General features: G+C 55.7%; 15 protein-coding genes and 1 pseudogene. 13 read left to right on the top strand and 3 right to left on the bottom strand.

What is annotated here, in order from left to right; all coding sequences use genetic code 11:
- Positions 1-12: 12 nt before the first annotated feature.
- The 6 genes from FIV46_RS09805 (at position 13) to FIV46_RS09780 (ending at position 7,809) form a co-directional block, all read left to right on the top strand.
- Complete coding sequence (locus FIV46_RS09805) at positions 13-2,802, top strand: [protein-PII] uridylyltransferase (RefSeq protein ID WP_139940749.1); 2,790 nt, start codon at positions 13-15, stop codon at positions 2,800-2,802.
- Positions 2,803-2,841: 39 nt separating this feature from the next.
- Positions 2,842-4,389: a murein biosynthesis integral membrane protein MurJ gene (gene murJ, locus FIV46_RS09800; protein ID WP_139940748.1), complete on the top strand. Its 1,548-nt coding sequence runs from the start codon at positions 2,842-2,844 to the stop codon at positions 4,387-4,389.
- A gap of 122 nt (positions 4,390-4,511) precedes the next feature.
- On the top strand, positions 4,512-5,558 hold the full coding sequence (gene trpS, locus FIV46_RS09795) for a tryptophan--tRNA ligase (RefSeq protein WP_219846059.1): 1,047 nt from the start codon (positions 4,512-4,514) through the stop codon (positions 5,556-5,558).
- A gap of 55 nt (positions 5,559-5,613) precedes the next feature.
- Complete coding sequence (locus FIV46_RS09790; RefSeq protein WP_139940746.1) at positions 5,614-6,273, top strand: DUF4136 domain-containing protein; 660 nt, start codon at positions 5,614-5,616, stop codon at positions 6,271-6,273.
- A 26-nt stretch (positions 6,274-6,299) separates the two neighbouring features.
- Positions 6,300-7,265: a DUF2333 family protein gene (locus FIV46_RS09785; RefSeq protein WP_139940745.1), complete on the top strand. Its 966-nt coding sequence runs from the start codon at positions 6,300-6,302 to the stop codon at positions 7,263-7,265.
- Between the two features lie 70 nt (positions 7,266-7,335).
- Positions 7,336-7,809, top strand: a complete 474-nt coding sequence (locus tag FIV46_RS09780; RefSeq protein WP_139940744.1) for a universal stress protein — start codon at positions 7,336-7,338, stop codon at positions 7,807-7,809.
- Between the two features lies 1 nt (position 7,810).
- Here FIV46_RS09780 and FIV46_RS09775 read toward each other — a convergent pair whose 3' ends face one another.
- Together FIV46_RS09775 and FIV46_RS09770 are read right to left on the bottom strand one after the other, a co-directional pair.
- Complete coding sequence (locus FIV46_RS09775; RefSeq protein WP_139940743.1) at positions 7,811-8,554, bottom strand: hypothetical protein; 744 nt, start codon at positions 8,552-8,554, stop codon at positions 7,811-7,813.
- Positions 8,555-8,620: 66 nt separating this feature from the next.
- Complete coding sequence (locus FIV46_RS09770) at positions 8,621-9,262, bottom strand: hypothetical protein (protein ID WP_139940742.1); 642 nt, start codon at positions 9,260-9,262, stop codon at positions 8,621-8,623.
- Between the two features lie 193 nt (positions 9,263-9,455).
- Between FIV46_RS09770 and FIV46_RS18410 the strand changes: the two genes are divergently transcribed.
- Positions 9,456-10,001, top strand: a complete 546-nt coding sequence (locus FIV46_RS18410; RefSeq protein ID WP_139940741.1) for a NifU family protein — start codon at positions 9,456-9,458, stop codon at positions 9,999-10,001.
- Between the two features lie 453 nt (positions 10,002-10,454).
- Here FIV46_RS18410 and FIV46_RS18470 read toward each other — a convergent pair.
- Positions 10,455-10,970, bottom strand: a pseudogene (locus FIV46_RS18470) (polysaccharide deacetylase family protein); the annotation flags it as partial.
- 346 nt (positions 10,971-11,316) lie between these two features.
- On the opposite strand from FIV46_RS18470, the gene FIV46_RS09755 reads away from it, so the two are divergent.
- From FIV46_RS09755 to miaB, 6 genes are all read left to right on the top strand, one after another.
- The gene (locus FIV46_RS09755; RefSeq protein WP_139940739.1) at positions 11,317-11,913 is read left to right on the top strand and encodes a malonic semialdehyde reductase; all 597 of its coding nucleotides are present in this window, start codon (positions 11,317-11,319) and stop codon (positions 11,911-11,913) included.
- A 44-nt stretch (positions 11,914-11,957) separates the two neighbouring features.
- Complete coding sequence (gene tsaB / locus FIV46_RS09750) at positions 11,958-12,671, top strand: tRNA (adenosine(37)-N6)-threonylcarbamoyltransferase complex dimerization subunit type 1 TsaB (protein WP_139940738.1); 714 nt, start codon at positions 11,958-11,960, stop codon at positions 12,669-12,671.
- Positions 12,668-13,144, top strand: coding sequence for a ribosomal protein S18-alanine N-acetyltransferase (gene rimI / locus FIV46_RS09745; RefSeq protein ID WP_139940737.1), 477 nt, complete (start codon positions 12,668-12,670; stop codon positions 13,142-13,144). The genes tsaB and rimI overlap by 4 nt, the downstream gene beginning before the upstream one ends.
- A 136-nt stretch (positions 13,145-13,280) precedes the next feature.
- Positions 13,281-13,688: a Fur family transcriptional regulator gene (locus FIV46_RS09740; protein ID WP_139940736.1), complete on the top strand. Its 408-nt coding sequence runs from the start codon at positions 13,281-13,283 to the stop codon at positions 13,686-13,688.
- A gap of 219 nt (positions 13,689-13,907) precedes the next feature.
- On the top strand, positions 13,908-14,624 hold the full coding sequence (locus FIV46_RS09735) for a lysophospholipid acyltransferase family protein (RefSeq protein WP_181163173.1): 717 nt from the start codon (positions 13,908-13,910) through the stop codon (positions 14,622-14,624).
- Positions 14,625-14,719: 95 nt separating this feature from the next.
- The gene (gene miaB / locus FIV46_RS09730) at positions 14,720-16,123 is read left to right on the top strand and encodes a tRNA (N6-isopentenyl adenosine(37)-C2)-methylthiotransferase MiaB (protein ID WP_139940734.1); all 1,404 of its coding nucleotides are present in this window, start codon (positions 14,720-14,722) and stop codon (positions 16,121-16,123) included.

Genomic DNA, 16,123 nt, shown 5'->3' with positions numbered 1-16,123 from the left:
GTCAGGGCGTGCATGAGAAAAGTAAGAAACCATAAGAAGATTATCGATCCGGATAAACTGCGTCAGGCGTTCGACCAGTTCAAGGACGATCATTCTGCCGACTCCGTCCGCAAGCCGCTGCTGGAGCTGCTCAAGAAAACCTACCAGCAGGGATTTGACGAAATCCACCGGCGTTGCGATGCCGGCGAGAGCGGTATGGTCCTGGTGCGGGCGCAAAGCTACCTGACCGACGAGATTATCAAGTTCATCTACGATGTCGCCACCGGGTTTATTTTCTTTCAGCCTAATCCGACCAAGTCCGAACAGTTGTGCCTGGTGGCCATCGGCGGCTATGGCCGCGGGGAAATGGCGCCCTATTCCGATATCGACCTGTTGTTCCTACTGCCTTACAAGCAGACACCCTGGGGCGAGCAGGTGGTGGAATATATGCTCTACCTGATGTGGGACATGGGCCTGAAAGTGGGCCATGCCACCCGCACCGTAAACGAATGTATCCGCCTGTCCAAGAGTGACCTCACCATTCAGACCTCGCTGCTGGAATCCCGCTATATCTGGGGCCAGAAGGAGCTGTTTGACGAGTTTCTCACCCGCTATGACAAGGAAGTCATCGCCGGGCACGAGCCGGAATTTATCGAGGGGAAACTGGCTGAGCGCGACGAACGTCATCATAAAATGGGGGACAGCCGCTATGTGGTGGAACCCAACCTGAAGGACGGCAAGGGCGGTCTGCGCGATCTGCAGACGCTTTACTGGATTTCCAAATTCATCTATGGCGTCCATTCGGTGTCGGAAGTGGTGAAGAAAGGCGTTTTCACCAAAGAGGAATACCGCCAGTTCCAGAAAGCGGCCCGTTTCTTCTATACCGTGCGCTGCCATCTGCATTATCTGGTCGGCCGGCCCGAGGAGCGGATCACCTTTGACGTGCAGAAAACCCTGGCGGAAAAGCTTGGTTATGCCGACCGGCCCGGCTCCTCCGGGGTCGAACGGTTTATGAAGCATTATTTTCTCACCGCCAAGAATGTGGGCGATTTGACGCGGATTTTCTGCTCCTACCTGGAAGCCAAACACAAGCGCAAGCCGCGCCTGAAAATGCCGAGCTTCGGGCTCAAGAAAAAGAAGATCGACGGCTTTCCGGTGGACGGCAGCCGGATTTCGATTACCAGCGCCAAAACCATTGCCGACAATCCGGTGGAAATGATCCGCATTTTCTATGTGGCGCAGAAGTATAACCTGGATATTCACCCCCGCGCCCTGCGCCTGATCCGTCAGAATCTGAAGAAGATCGACAGGGAGGTGCGCAACGATCCGGTAGCCAACCATCTGTTCCTGGAAATTCTGACCTATCGCAAGGGGCCCGGCTCTATCCTGCGGATGATGAACGAAGCCGGTGTCTTTGGTCGGTTCATTCCCGATTTCGGCCGGGTGGTCGCCCAGATGCAGTATGACATGTACCATGTCTATACGGTGGACGAACATACCATCCGCGCCATTGAACTGCTCTCGGAAGTGGAGCAGGGGACCCTGGCCGAGGACCATCCCCTGGCCAATGAAATTATTCACAAGGTCATTTCCCGGCGTGTGCTCTATGTGGCGGTTCTGCTGCATGATATTGCCAAGGGCCGCAAAGGCGACCATTCGGTGCTGGGCGAAGAGGTGGCGCGCAAGCTTTGTCCCCGCTTCGGCCTTTCTGCGGCAGAGACGGAAACGGTGGCCTGGCTGGTGCGCTGGCACCTGCTGATGACCATGGTCGCCTTCAAACGCGACCTCAATGATCCCAAGACCATCGCCGATTTCGCCAATCAGGTGCAAAGCCCGGAACGGCTTCGGTTGCTGCTGGTGCTGACGGTGGTGGATATCCGGGCGGTCGGGCCGAAAATCTGGAATGGCTGGAAGGGGCAACTGCTCAGGGATCTCTATTATAATTCGGAAGAATATCTTCTCGGTGGCCAGATCGAAGGCAGCCACCAGCACCGCATCAGGGAGACCATCGCCGATCTCAGGAAAGGTCTGTCCAAATGGTCAGATTCGGAATTCGAAAAATTTACCGATAAATTCTATGATAGTTTCTGGCTGGCGCTGGACGACGCTCATCTGCTGCGCCTTGCCGAAACCGTGCGCGAAGCAGACGAGAAAGGCGAAACCCTGACCATTACCACCCGGTCTGACGAGTTCCGGGAAATCACCGAACTGACCATCTATACGCCGGACCATCCGGGCCTTTTTGCCCGGATCACCGGGGCTATTGCGGTGAGCGGCGCCTCCATTCAGGATGCCAAGATTTTCACCACCAAGGACGGCATGGCGCTGGATACCTTCTGGATCCAGGAAAGTGACGAGAGCGCCTTTGACGACAAAACCAAGCAGGAAAAACTGAAGCAGAACATCCGCGATACCCTGCTGGGCAAAATCCTGCCGCGGGAAGTCCTGGAGAAGCGCCGCAGTGCCAAGGTCAGCAAACGTACGGCTGTCTTTACGGTGGAACCGGTGGTGTTGATCGATAATAACGCCAGCAACACCTTCACCGTTATTGAAGTGAACGGGCTGGACCGTGTCGGCTTCCTGTATGACCTGTCGCGCACACTGATGGACCTGAAGGTGACCATCGGCAGCGCCCATATCGCCACCTACGGCGAGCGGGCCATTGCGGTGTTCTTCCTCAAGGATCTGTTCGGCCATAAAATTACCCACAAGACGAAACTGAACCAGATCGAGAAAAAATTGCTGGAAGTCTTGTCAGAGGACAAAAGCTCGGGCAGAGTGGAGCGGAAAAAAACCGATAAGAAAGTTCTGGAAGCCTCCTAAGGCCCGTGCGCCGGGGTGGCAGGGAAATGTTTCGCTCACATGTCCATTCTTAAAGCCACCGCCATTTTCGGCAGTTTTACTTTTTTAAGCCGTATTCTCGGATTTGCCCGCGATATCCTGCTGGCCTCCATCCTCGGCGCCGGCATGGTGGCGGACTGCTTCGTGGTCGCCTTCAAACTACCCAATTTTTTTCGCCGCCTGTTTGCCGAGGGGGCCTTCAGCGCGGCCTTTGTGCCCATGTTTTCCGCTACCCTGGAACAGGACGGCCGGGAAGAAGCCATTGTCTTTGCCGAGGAGGCCTTTGCCGGCCTGCTGATTGTCCTGCTGTTGCTGGTGGGGTTGATGGAACTGTTCGCCCCGGCGGTCATTTATGTACTGGCCGGCGGGTTTGTCGATGACCGGGTCAAGTTCGACCTTGCGGTGTTGCTGACCCGGATTACCTTTCCGTTTATCCTGTTTATCTCGCTGGTGTCCCTGCTGGGGGGCATATTGAATTCGCTCGGTCGTTTCGCGGAAACGGCGGCGATGCCGATCATCCTGAACATCTTCCTGATTGCCGCGCTGGTGTTTTTTGCCAATATGCTGGATACCCCGGCCCATGCGCTGGCGGTCGCCGTATCGCTGGCGGGACTGACCCAGCTTTTCTGGCTGTGGGTGGCCTGCCGCAGGGCCGGTTACCGCATCCGGCTCAAATGGCCGCATATGACCCCAAAGGTCAGGGAACTGCTCAAGATTATGGCGCCGGCGGCTTTGGGCGCCGGGGTGATCCAGATGAACCTGATGCTGGACATGATCCTGGCCTCGCACCTGCCGGACGGCTCCATGTCCTTCCTGTTTTATGCCGACCGGCTCAACCAGCTGCCGATCGGTGTGATCGGGGTGGCGCTCGGCACGGTGCTGTTGCCGATGTTGTCGCGGGAGATCGCCGCAGGCAACGGCCAGCAGGTGATCCACAGCCAGAATCGCGCCATTGAAATGGGCCTGTTCTTTACGGTTCCGGCGGCGGTGGCCTTTATCGTGGTGCCGTATGAGCTGATTCATGTGCTGCTGGAACGCAACCGCTTTACCCCGGAAGATACCGTGCAGACGGCCATGGCGCTGGCCGCCTATGCGGCCGGATTGCCGGCTTATGTGCTGGCCAAGGTCTTCAGCCCGGGATATTTCGCGCGCAAGGACACCAGGACCCCGGTGAAATTTGCTATGATCGCGCTGGTGGTCAATGTGGTGCTCAATATCGCCCTGATGATCCCGTTCAAACATGTGGGCCTGGCCCTGGCGACGGCCATTTCCGCCTGGGTCAATGTGGCGCTGCTCTGCCGTGGGCTGATGCTGCGCGGCCATTTTCATTTTGACAGCCGGGCCTTGAACCGGCTGGTGCGCTATGTGATCTGCAGCCTGTTGATGGGAGCTGTGGTCTGGTATGTCTCCACGCTGACATCACCGCTGATCGCCGGGGCGTTGGCGGAAAAAATCGCCGGAATTTCTGCTCTGGTAGTTACCGGGATCGCGACCTATATCCTGCTGGCGTTCCTGACCGGCGCGGTGCGCAGGGAGGACCTGGCGGTCCTGCGACGCCGAAAAAGCTGATCTCGTGAGCGGGCGAGGGAAAGTCTTCTTGACCCTGTAACAATATCTGTCCATAAAACCCTGACAACACGCATCGCTAACTCAGGGGCATGTCCAAAGTGACCCGAAACAGGACAACAAAGATGACCGAGACCAAATCTTCTTCAACTCATGCCAAGTCTTCCTCCACTCAAGAGCGCGTATTTTCCGGCGTACAGCCGTCCGGGAACCTGACTCTTGGCAACTATCTGGGCGCCATTCGCAACTGGGTGGGCCTGCAGCAGGATTATGAAAGCATTTTCTGCGTCGTGGATCTGCATGCCATTACCGTGTGGCAGGAGCCGGAAGTGCTGCGCAACGCGACGCGTGAGGTGGCCGCCGGCATGATCGCGTCCGGCGTGGACCCGAAGCAGTCCATCATCTTTAACCAGAGCCAGGTGCGCCAGCACGCGGAACTGGCCTGGATCTTCAATTGCGTGGCGCGGCTCGGCTGGTTGAACCGGATGACCCAGTTCAAGGAAAAAGCCGGCAAGAACAAGGAACGGGCCAGTGTCGGCCTCTATGTCTATCCCAACCTGATGGCGGCGGATATCCTGTTGTACAAGGCCACCCATGTGCCGGTCGGCGAGGACCAGAAACAGCATCTGGAGCTGACCCGGGATATCGCCCAGAAGTTCAACAGCGACTATGGGGTGGAGTTTTTCCCGGATGTGGAGCCGCTGATTCTGGGGGAGGCGACCAGGGTGATGTCGCTTCGCGACGGCACCAACAAGATGAGCAAGTCTGACCCCTCTGACATGTCGCGCATCAACCTGACCGACGACCGGGATACCATCGCCAAGAAAATCAGGAAGGCCCGCACCGACGCTGAACCATTGCCGGAAACCCCGGACGGGCTCGAAGGACGTCCGGAGGCCAAGAATCTGATCACCATTTTCGGTGCGCTGGCGGGCAAGTCTTCCGCTGAGGTCTGCAGCCAGTATGCGGGCAAGGGGTTTGCCGACTTCAAAAGGGATCTGGCCGACCTCAGCGTTGATGTCCTGGGGCCCATCACCGAAGAAATGAAGCGTCTGACCGAGGAAAAAACCTATGTGGACAGCGTGTTACGCGAGGGTGCTGACAAGGCAGCGGCCATCGCCGAACCGATCCTTCAGGAAATTCACGAAATTGTTGGTTTCTTGAAACCGTAAAATCGGTTTATTATATAAACAGATAGTGTGGGACCGGGAAAGAAAGGCAAAGTTCATGAGCAAGGTGATCAAAGGTATATTTGCACTCTGTCTTCTCGGCATGCTTTCTGCCTGCAGTCAGACATTTACTTCAAATGTGACCAGCTTCCATTCGCTGCCGCGCCCCAGCGGCGAGAAGATCGTTATCGTTCCCATGGATGACAGCCTGCAGGGAAGCCTGGAGTTCGCCACCTATGCCAACATGCTGGGCAACCAACTCGGCAAGCTGGGATATAAACCGGCCAATGGCGGCACCGCCGACCTGGTTGTCGAGCTTGATTACGGCGTCGATAACGGCAAGGTTTTTGTCCGTTCCTTCGGCGGATATTCCCCGTATGGGTACTGGGGGGGCTGGCCCTATTATGATCCGTTCTTCGACCCCTACTATGGATATGGCTACTATGGCTATTGGCCGCGCCGCTCCTGGTACTATGGTGGTTTTTACCATCGGCCGGAAGTGCAAAGCTACGTGAAATACAACCGCATTCTCAAGGTCAATATCCGGCCCAATTTCGAAGGGGCGAAAAATATCTATGAAGGGCGCGTCGAAGGGATCGGGCGCAGTAACGATCTGACGGAACTGGTTCCGCTGATGATCCAGGCCCTGTTCCAGAATTTCCCGGGTGCAAGCGGTACAACGCAAAAGGTCGTGATTGACCTGGACAAAGATAAATAAGACATAACCAGCCGGGGGAAAGGCCCATGTGGCAGAAGTTTACGGATTTCAGATACTGGATCGCGGACCATATGAGTTTTTCTGTGGTCCGCACCCTGCTGCTCGGGCTTATTGTGCTGGTTATTCTCTATTTTGTCCTGGGCGCCGTCTTTATCCACCGAATCAATGATGATCCGGAATTCAAGCCGGAGAATTATGCGAGCCAGGGGAATTCCAGCCATGCAGTCACCATAGCGGCCGCCCTTGTGGACAGGGAAGTCAACAGGAACTCATGGATCAGTAACGATCCTTTCTTCTATCCCAGTGCCCTCCTCGATAATATGGCCCATTATCAGCAGGGGATTATTTCGGTGGTTGCGCGCTTCAGTTTTGACCTGAAGGATCAGCTGGGCCGCACCCGGGGTTCCAGCATGGAGGATCCGGACCTGAAAAATGCCACCAGCGCCCTGCAGTATGCCGGGGATCAGTGGATCTGGGAGCCCTCCATATCCTTTTTCCCGGTTTCCTCGTCGGAAGCCCAGTACCGGGCCGGGCTGGCAAAACTCCGCGCCTATAACAATAAAGTGGCGGACGGCTCTGCCGTATTTGAACGCCGGACGGACAACCTCCAGGTCACCCTTGAACGTTTTGCCGTGGATATCGGGGCCTCTTCGGCCATTATCGACCGGCATATCCGCGAGGGGTTCGGCTGCATGTTTGATATCGAGGCCGATGACGTTTTTTATAATGTGAAGGGGCAGGCCTACGCCTATTATATGATCCTGCAGGGGCTGCGTCAGGATTTTGACCAGATCATCACCGATCGCGAACTTACAAACACCTGGGATGAGATGGAAAAAAGCCTGCTGGCGATTATCGCCCTGGACCCGACGGTGGTGTCCAACTGCTCTCCGGATGCCATGTTCCTGCCCAATCATCTGGCCGCTCAGGGCTTCTATCTGCTTCGGGCCCGGACCCAGCTCAAGGAGCTGACCAACATCCTGCAGAAATAATTCCTGTTGCCAATGCCTCCTTGCGGGTGGCACAATATGTCGAAAGTTAATCATACCGGGATCGGAAGTAATGGCCCTGACGGACCGCAAATGGAAGTTTCTGGTGATCGCTGACGATACACCTGAGTTCAAGAAAGTTCTTCGCCTCGCTGCTTTGCGGGCATCAAAGGTGGGCGGCAGTGTAGTCATGCTGCACATTATTCCCCCTGCCGATTTCCAGCACTGGGTCAGTGTCCGCGAGCTGATGGAAGAAGAGGCGCGTCAGGAAGCGGAAGGGATGATGAATGGTTTTGCCCGGGACGTTGAAGTCCTGTCCGGTATGACGCCCGAACTTGTTATACGCTCCGGCGATCCCAAGGATGTCATCGTTGACTATATCAGGGAAGATATGGACGTCCACCTCCTGGTGCTTGGCGCTGACGTCGGCGGGGATCCCGGGCCCCTGATCCGGATTTTTCGCGAGGAACTGCTGGATGTTTGTCATATGCCGGTGCTTGTGGTGCCCGGCAACATGACGGACGAGGAAATCGACAAATTCGTCTAAGTTATTGTTTTCCGGGGATATTGGCTTCGGCAATTGCGGGCAGGAATTTAGCGGCCAGTCGGTCAACCAGGTCTTTGTGTTTTCTGTTGACGACGTGAAAGCCAGGGTACTCTATGTAATTTTCCCTGATCAGGACCAGGTCACTCATATCAACACCTTTCTTTTGCAGACGATTGAGCTCAACCTTTGGCAGCAGTATCAGTCGCACTCTGCCGTTCCGGAGCAATTTCAGCATATGGGCTCCGTCATCCGTGCCGATGGAGGCCGGATTTTTGACCATTTTTTCGATCAACAGGGAGTTTCGCGGGTAGGCGACAGCTATGTTTTCATCCGCAAGCAGTATTTCCGGTTCAGGTGGCGGTACATCAGGGCGTTTTATGCCGTAAAGGTCGATTTTTATGGTTATCAACCGCACCGGAATGAGGATCAGGTTTTGATAGTGCTCTATCACAGATGTCGTACGAACCAGGTCGGCATCCAGGATGCCCCTGTCCACCATGGCGATGCACCTGTTGGCCGGCAGGATATGCCAGTGGACATCATAGCCGAATTCCCTGTAAGATTTTTCAACGATATCCCGAAGGCCAACACTGTACGTGAGTTCCAGGGGAGTGCAGATATCGAACGGTTTCCCAGCAGTTTCAGAATTTACCGCCCGTATTGAAAAAGCCTGCAGGATCAATGTAAGACTGATGATCCACGCCATTTTGCGGTAAAGTGAAATAGCACCCGAAACTTTTATCATACGTCATCATATAAGAATATGACAATCTATGCGAGTGAATAGTGTATGGTAAATCCACTATTCAGGTTAGTCCGGTGTTTCCAGCCTTTGACGGAAACCCTTGGCCAGTTCCGCGGCAAGGCCTTCGTGTTTGCGGTTCAGAATGTGATGGCCGGGGATTCTAATATAGGCCTTTTGTATCTGATAAAGGCCGGTCATGGCTTTTCCGTTGTTCTCCATCTTTTCGGCCTCTGTCGCACTAATCAAAATGTAATCAACCCGGCCTTTCCGGAGCAGGGCAATCATCTGATCCGCACTGTCGGCGCCCAGCGTGCTGTGACTTGCCGCCATATTCCTGACATGGAGAAGATGGGAGGGGTAGGCAACACGATACCGGTGATCCGAAAGCAGTGTTTGCGGATCCGGGACAGGGTCGTCCGGCGGCGCCAGGCTGTAGAGATTTACGTCAGCGGAGAAAAGTTGCACGGGAACTGAAACCAGGTTGGGGTATTTTGTCGTAACGACCGGGCTCCTGCCGATGTCCGCATCAAGAATGCCCTGGCTGACCATCATGACGCAGCGGTTAACCGGCAGGACATGCCATTCAATTGTCAGGTTCAGGTCCTGATAAGACTGTGAGATCAGGGCCTTAAGTTCTTCGGCGTAATAGAGTTCGAGGGGAATGCAGATACGGATATTCTCGCGCGAACTGTTTGTCTCTTCCGCCATGGCGCACACCACAGAAAACGGAAGACTTAGGAAGAAGACTATGATGTTTCGGCAAAAACGCATTATTCAGTCCCGAATCCCGGATCAGACAAGATACATATATAGCATAGTATTTGTTAACAAAAGACCGAAAGATACTTGATTTTCGGCCGTTCCCTTGCCATTTAAGAGAAAACAAACTCAGGGTATAATAATGTTTATTCAGACAGAGCAGACGCCGAATCCGGCTACGTTAAAGTTCCTGCCGGGCGAGACCGTGCTGGAACAGGGAACGGCAAACTTTACACGTGTGGAGGATGCCGCCGGTTCACCACTGGCAAAGGCCTTGTTTGCCGTTGACGGTGTGGCAGGTGTATTTTTCGGCTATGACTTTATCACCATTACCAGCGATGGACGGGACTGGGCTGAACTCAAGCCCGTGATCCTCGGTACAATCATGGAGCATTTCACCGCCGGGCTTCCGGTGATGGAAAAAGTGGCGGCAGAAGTGCCCGAGAGCAGCGGGGAAGACGATGAGATCGTCACTCAGATCAAGGAACTGCTTGAAACCCGGGTACGGCCGGCGGTCGCACGGGACGGCGGCGATATTGTATTCCATGCGTTTAGCGACGGCATTGTCTATCTGCATATGCAGGGTGCCTGTGCCGGGTGTCCCAGTTCAACGGCGACCCTGAAATACGGCATTCAGAATCTTCTGAAACACTATATTCCCGAAGTGGAAAGCGTCGAAGCCGTCTGACCGCCTGGTCAGTTCGAAGGCTCAGTTTGCCGGTTCGGTCCCGCCCGGCACAAAGAAGGGCAGGCCGAACCAGTACCAGCGCCCGCCGGGCCCCGGCATGGTGCAGTTCACCCTGCTGCGCCCCTTGGGAAAAGGCTTGTCAAACCGGATCTCCACCCGGTTCCCCCCGATCAGTTTTAGTTCCGCGGCTTTGTCCAGATGGGAAGGGAAGCAACTCATGGCGGAAAGTCCCCGGACGGATTTATCGACGGTAAAGCCGATCAGGGGCGGGTTTGTTGTTACAGTGGGGTCGGTGGGAAGGATGTCCCGCACCGGCAATGCCCGGGAATTGGAGATCAGCCGGAACCTACTGAGCGTGGCATATTTTTCGTTGAAGGCAAAACGCGGCAGGGCGAAAATGTCGAGCCGGCTGCTGGCGGTGCCGGAATGCTGGCCGAACCCGGCTTTCAGGCCGAGCGAGCGGGCCAGTTCTTCGATTTCCGCACTATATTCGCCGAACGGGTAGGCCAAAATGTCGGGGACATAGCCAAGTTCCGCTTTATAACGCGCCGACGCGGTTTCCAGGTCCTGTTTGACCTGTCCGGGCGTCATGCGCAACAGATGCTCGTGGCTATGGCCGTGATGGCCGATGCTGACCAGGGGATCCTGGTTCATTTCCCGGATCTGGTCCCAGGTCATATAGCCGTCCACCTTCAGGTCAACCGGCTCGCTCGAGGTGAACAGGGTGAAGGGGAAACCTGCTTCGCGGAGGATCGGCCAGGCGTTTTCATAGATGGAGAGATAGGCATCGTCTATGGTGATGGCGACCGTTCGCGTCGGCAGGGGAGTCTTGTTCTCGAAGGCCTCTATAATCTCGGATAGCGGCACCACATTATATTTTTCCTGTTTCAGTTCTTCGATATGGGCCCGGAACTGCTCGAGAGTGATGTTGGTGCTCGGATATTTGTCTTCGCCAAAGCGGTGGTACATGATGACGACCGCGGAGTCCTCGGTTTCCTCTGCCAACGCGGCGAAGGAGCAAAGAAATATGTAAATTCCCACGAGGACGGGAGCCAGCAATTTACGAAAGAGAGATGCGCCTGTCATGTCAACCCTGGTTACTGCCTGAAAACACTATCTGAGTTATTTTAGCGGGGAGTATATACAGGTTTGTACAAAAAGGGAATTCCCCCCAGACAGTTGCCGGATGACGGCTGCAGCGCCAAGAGGGGCAAGGGCGAAGAAAGTCAAAATAGTCGTTTCCAAGCCAGACGGCGATTTGTATATTCTACTCCTATACAAGACAATCAAACCGTACACGTAAAAGGGTATAACGATGACAGATCAAATTCTCTCTGACAGGGACCTGGACGTAATTTTTCGCGAGGCCCGTTCCTTCAAGGGATGGCAGGACCGCCCTGTTTCAGACGTCACGATCCGGGCGATTTATGATCTGCTGCGCTGGGGACCGACGGCGTTCAACGCTTCTCCGGCCCGTTTTGTCATGGTGCAGAGTGAAGAGGCCAAGGCGAAGCTTGCGGGTTGCGCGATTGACAGCAACAAGGACAAAATCCTCACGGCGCCCTTTACCGTTGTGGTCGGATATGATCTGGATTTCCCGCAAACCCTGCCGGATCTTTTCAAACTTTATCCCGGTGTGGAGAAACTGTTTGACGGTAACGAGGGGCTGACCCGGGAAACGGCATTCCGCAATTCCAGCCTGCAGGGCGGCTATTTGATGATTGCGGCCAGAGCGCTGGGGCTTGACTGCTGTCCCATGTCCGGCTTTGATCCGGCAGCGGTGGAAAAGGCTTTTTTTGATGGCAGCAATGTCAAGGTGAACTTCCTCTGTTCCATGGGGTATGGCGACAAGGACAGCCTTCCGCCGCGTCAGGAGCGGCTGACGTTTGACCAGGCCTGCAAGATTGTCTGAGCGCGTTGTAATCATTTCCGGTACGACTTCGAGGCGGCGGTTATATGAATATTCTGGCCATTGATACCGCCCTGGGGGCCTGTTCCGCGGCCCTGCTGGTGGACGGAAATATTGTTGCCTGGCGCTATGAAGATCGTATGCGCGGCCATGCGGAACGCCTGTTGCCCATGGTGGAGGAAGTGTTGCAGGACGCCGGCCTGCCGAAATCGGACCTCCAGGGGATTGCCTGCACCCGGGGGCCGGGAACCTTTACCGGCGTTCGCATCGGATTGTCCGCCGCCAAGGGCTTGTGTCTGGCCCTGGATATTCCGCTGGCGGGCTTTACCACCCTGGAAGTCGTCGCCCACAATGTCATCGGCTGCGACGACGTGAGTGAGGGCCCGCTCTGCGTGGCCCATGACGCCCGGCGCGGCGAAGTTTATTTCCAGCAGTTCACGTTTTCGGGTGGGGACATCAGTGCCGGCTCGGAAGCGAAGGCAGTCCCTCTGGACAACATCCGCGAGGAACTGCCTGCCGGGAAGTGTAACCTGATCGGGACCGGCGTGGACCTGGTGCTGGATAACATCCCGGAAGAAGAAAGCGGCCATATTCATGTGCCGGGGGTGAACGGGCAACCGGACGCCCGGGTGATGGCTGTCATGGCGGCAAAGAATCCGGACCGGTTTGAAAAGGAACGGGGGATCGCTCCGCTGTATCTGCGGGCGCCGGATGCGGTCATGCCCAAGGTCGTGCCGCTTCCTTTCCAGGAAAACAAATGACCGGGAAAGACCTGTCCTTCCATGTTTGCGGTGTGGAAACTGCCTCCCTTCTGGCTGAACTTCACGGCCTCGGGTTCGAACACACGCCCGAGAGGGCCTGGAGCATCGAGGAATTCAACACTCTTCTCGCGATGCCGGGGGTCTTCGGGCTTGTCGCCATGCTTGGAGATGATCCGGCCGGTTTCCTCCTCGTCCGCCAAGTGGTGGATGAAGCGGAAATCCTCACCATCACGGTCAGGCCTGATTATCGACGTCAGGGGCTGGCCGGTCGCCTGCTTGGCCAGCTAAAGGCGATGTTGCGCGACGGCGGCAAAACAGAAAAACTTTTTCTGGAGGTGCGCGAAGACAACAAGGCCGCCCGGGCACTATACACCAGGCAGGGGTTTGAAAAGATCGGCCTCAGGGAAAACTATTACAGTGGACAGAATGGAGGGGCGCTCGACGCCATTCTGATGGCCTGTACACTTAGCTGATATTCAATATCTCCAACCGCATTGTCAATTTTGAAACAGGGTTAACACAAACTTGAAAAACACTGGTGCCGGATGATAGAATGTGTATATTTTACGCATATCTAGCGTATTATAATTAAACAACTCAGGGCATATAATGACGTCAGAAATCGAAAATCTTTGTATCGAAAAGGGCATGAGAATGACCGACCAGCGCAGGATTATTGCGCAGGTTCTGTCTGAGGCTGAAGATCATCCGGATGTAGAGGAGGTATACCGCCGTTCTGTAGATATTGATCCCCACATCAGTATTGCTACGGTTTACCGGACGGTGCGCCTGTTTGAGGAAGCCGGCATTCTCGAGCGCCATGACTTTCGCGACGGCCGGTCGCGCTACGAGCCGGTGCCTGATGTACATCATGATCACCTGATCGATATCGAAACCGGTGAAGTTGTCGAGTTCAACGAAAAAGAGATCGAAGCTCTTCAGGAAGCAATTGCCAAAAAACTGGGATACAAGCTGGTTGACCATCGGCTCGAGCTGTATGGCATAAAGATCAAGTAGGCTTGAAAAACTGGTAATTGTCTCCATCTGATGCTATAGACGCTGCCTTGCAGGCTTCTGCAGGGCATTATCTTATGCAATGATGAAAATTTTAAACGGAATTGAATGCGGACATATTTCAGGATCGTAAAAGCGCTGTTTTATCTGACTGTCCTTTTGCCGCCGACTATCCTCGTTAAAAAGATAAAGTTTCCCGGATATAAGATCTGGCCCCACTGGGTGCATGGGAACCTGTGTCGTGCATTCAATGTCCGTATCACTACCGAGGGCAAGCCCCACGAAGGGTCGACGACCCTGTTCGTCTCCAACCATGTTTCCTGGCTTGATATCCTGGTGCTGGGCAAGGTCATCAAGGGCGCCTGTTTTATTGCCAAGAAGGAAATGGCAGGCTGGCCTGTCCTGGGATATCTGGCCGGCCTGCAGCGGACCATTTTCATTGACCGTTCCCGCCGCTCCGATGCGAAAAACCAGAAACAGGAACTGCATGAGCGGATGAAGGAAGGGGACAGCCTGATCTTGTTCCCCGAGGGGACGACCGGGGACGGCACCCGGGTCCTGCCGTTCAAAAGCGCCCTGTTCGGGGTGACGGAAAAGGTCATGGATCTGCACGTGGACGAACAGGGCCATGTGGACGACCTGATGGTGCAGCCGGTGACCATCGTTTATCGCCGGATCAACAATATGCCGGTCAATCGCAGCAGCCTGTTCAAAATCGCCTGGATCGGCGACATGGAGCTGGCGCCGCATCTGATGAGTTTCCTGCGGCTGCTCAAGGTGGAAGTGGAGGTTCATTTCCACAAGCCGGTATCGCGCAACCTGTTCAAGACCCGCAAGGAACTGGCCACCTATTGCCACCGTACGGTGGAAAAGAGACTGCAGGATTGTCTGCGCGGGCGCCGGCACGAGCTGTCCCGCACTTCAAAAGTTGACTCCTGACAGCACAATGGTAGATTGCGCGCGCATTTAAAGGCGCTTTTTGATACACTCTGGCCAAAATCGAACCAAGGTGCCGGGGATACAGGTATTTCCAGATGGACAAGACGAATACAAAGAAATTTTATATCAAGACCTACGGCTGCCAGATGAATGTCTATGATACGGAACGTATGGTGGACGTGATGGCGCACGAGGGCTATGCGGTGACCGAAAGCCCCGACGAGGCGGATCTTGTCGTACTCAACACCTGCCATATCCGGGAAAAGGCGGCGGAAAAGGTCTATTCCGATATCGGCCGCCTGCGCGCCATGAAAGAGAAGAAGGCGGACGACGGCAAGGATATGGTGCTGGCGGTGGGCGGCTGTGTGGCCCAGGCCGAAGGTGACCAGATCATGAAGCGGGCCCCCGTGGTGGACATGGTGTTCGGGCCGCAGACCTATCACCGCCTGCCGGACATGGTCAAGCAGGCAACCTCACAGAAAGCCGTCGGCGAAAAGCCGCGCATCCTGGACACCGATCTGTCGGTCGACGAAAAATTCGAAAGCCTGGGCAAGAAAGACGTGGAGCAGAAAACCTCTGCCTTCCTGACTGTCCAGGAAGGCTGCGACAAATTCTGCACCTATTGCGTGGTGCCCTATACCCGCGGCGCCGAATTCTCCCGCAACATCGAGGATGTGATGACCGACGCCCGCAAGCTGGCCGAAGCCGGCGTGGTGGAAGTGACCTTGCTGGGCCAGAATGTGAACGCCTACCACGGGGTGGGCGAGAACGGCGAGGAATGGTCGCTGGCCCGTCTGATCCGGGAACTGGCCCGGGACCCGGGCTTCCAGCGCATCCGCTACACCACCTCCCATCCGTCCGACATGACCGAGGAGCTGATCCGGGTCCATGCCGAGGTGGAACAATGCATGCCCTATCTGCATCTGCCGGTGCAGGCCGGCTCCGACCGGATTCTCAAGGCCATGAACCGGCATCATACAGCGGACAGTTACCGGAAAATTATCGAGGACCTGCGCAAGGCGCGTCCGGAAATCGCCCTCTCCGGCGACTTCATTGTTGGTTTCCCGGGGGAGACCGACGAGGAATTCCAGGAAACCATGCAACTGGTCCGGGACATCGGTTATGCCCAGGCTTACAGCTTCAAATACAGCGCCCGTCCGGGCACCCCGGCGGCGACCATGGAAGATCAGGTGCCGGAAGAGGTCAAGGCAGCCCGTCTTGCCGAACTGCAGGCGGAACTGAGCCGCCAGCAGGTGGCCTTTAACGAGGGCACGGTGGGACAGGTCCTGCCGGTGCTGCTGGAACGGCGCGGCAAGGGAGCCGGCCAGCTGGTCGGCCGCAGCCCCTATATGCAGGCGGTGCATGTGACCCTGGGCGACGACAGTCTGCTGGACCGGTACTTCGGCCGCATCGTTGATGTGGAAATACTGTCCGCCGGGCCCCACAGCCTGAAGGGCCAGATTATTGAAGAGGCGGCGCCGGTCGCCGCCAGGGGGTAG

Origin of the sequence: Emcibacter nanhaiensis, assembly GCF_006385175.1 — a bacterium.
Lineage (GTDB): Bacteria > Pseudomonadota > Alphaproteobacteria > Sphingomonadales > Emcibacteraceae > Emcibacter > Emcibacter nanhaiensis.
Note: the sequence above shows the minus strand (reverse complement) of the source record. Positions and strands in the feature narration are given on the sequence as shown.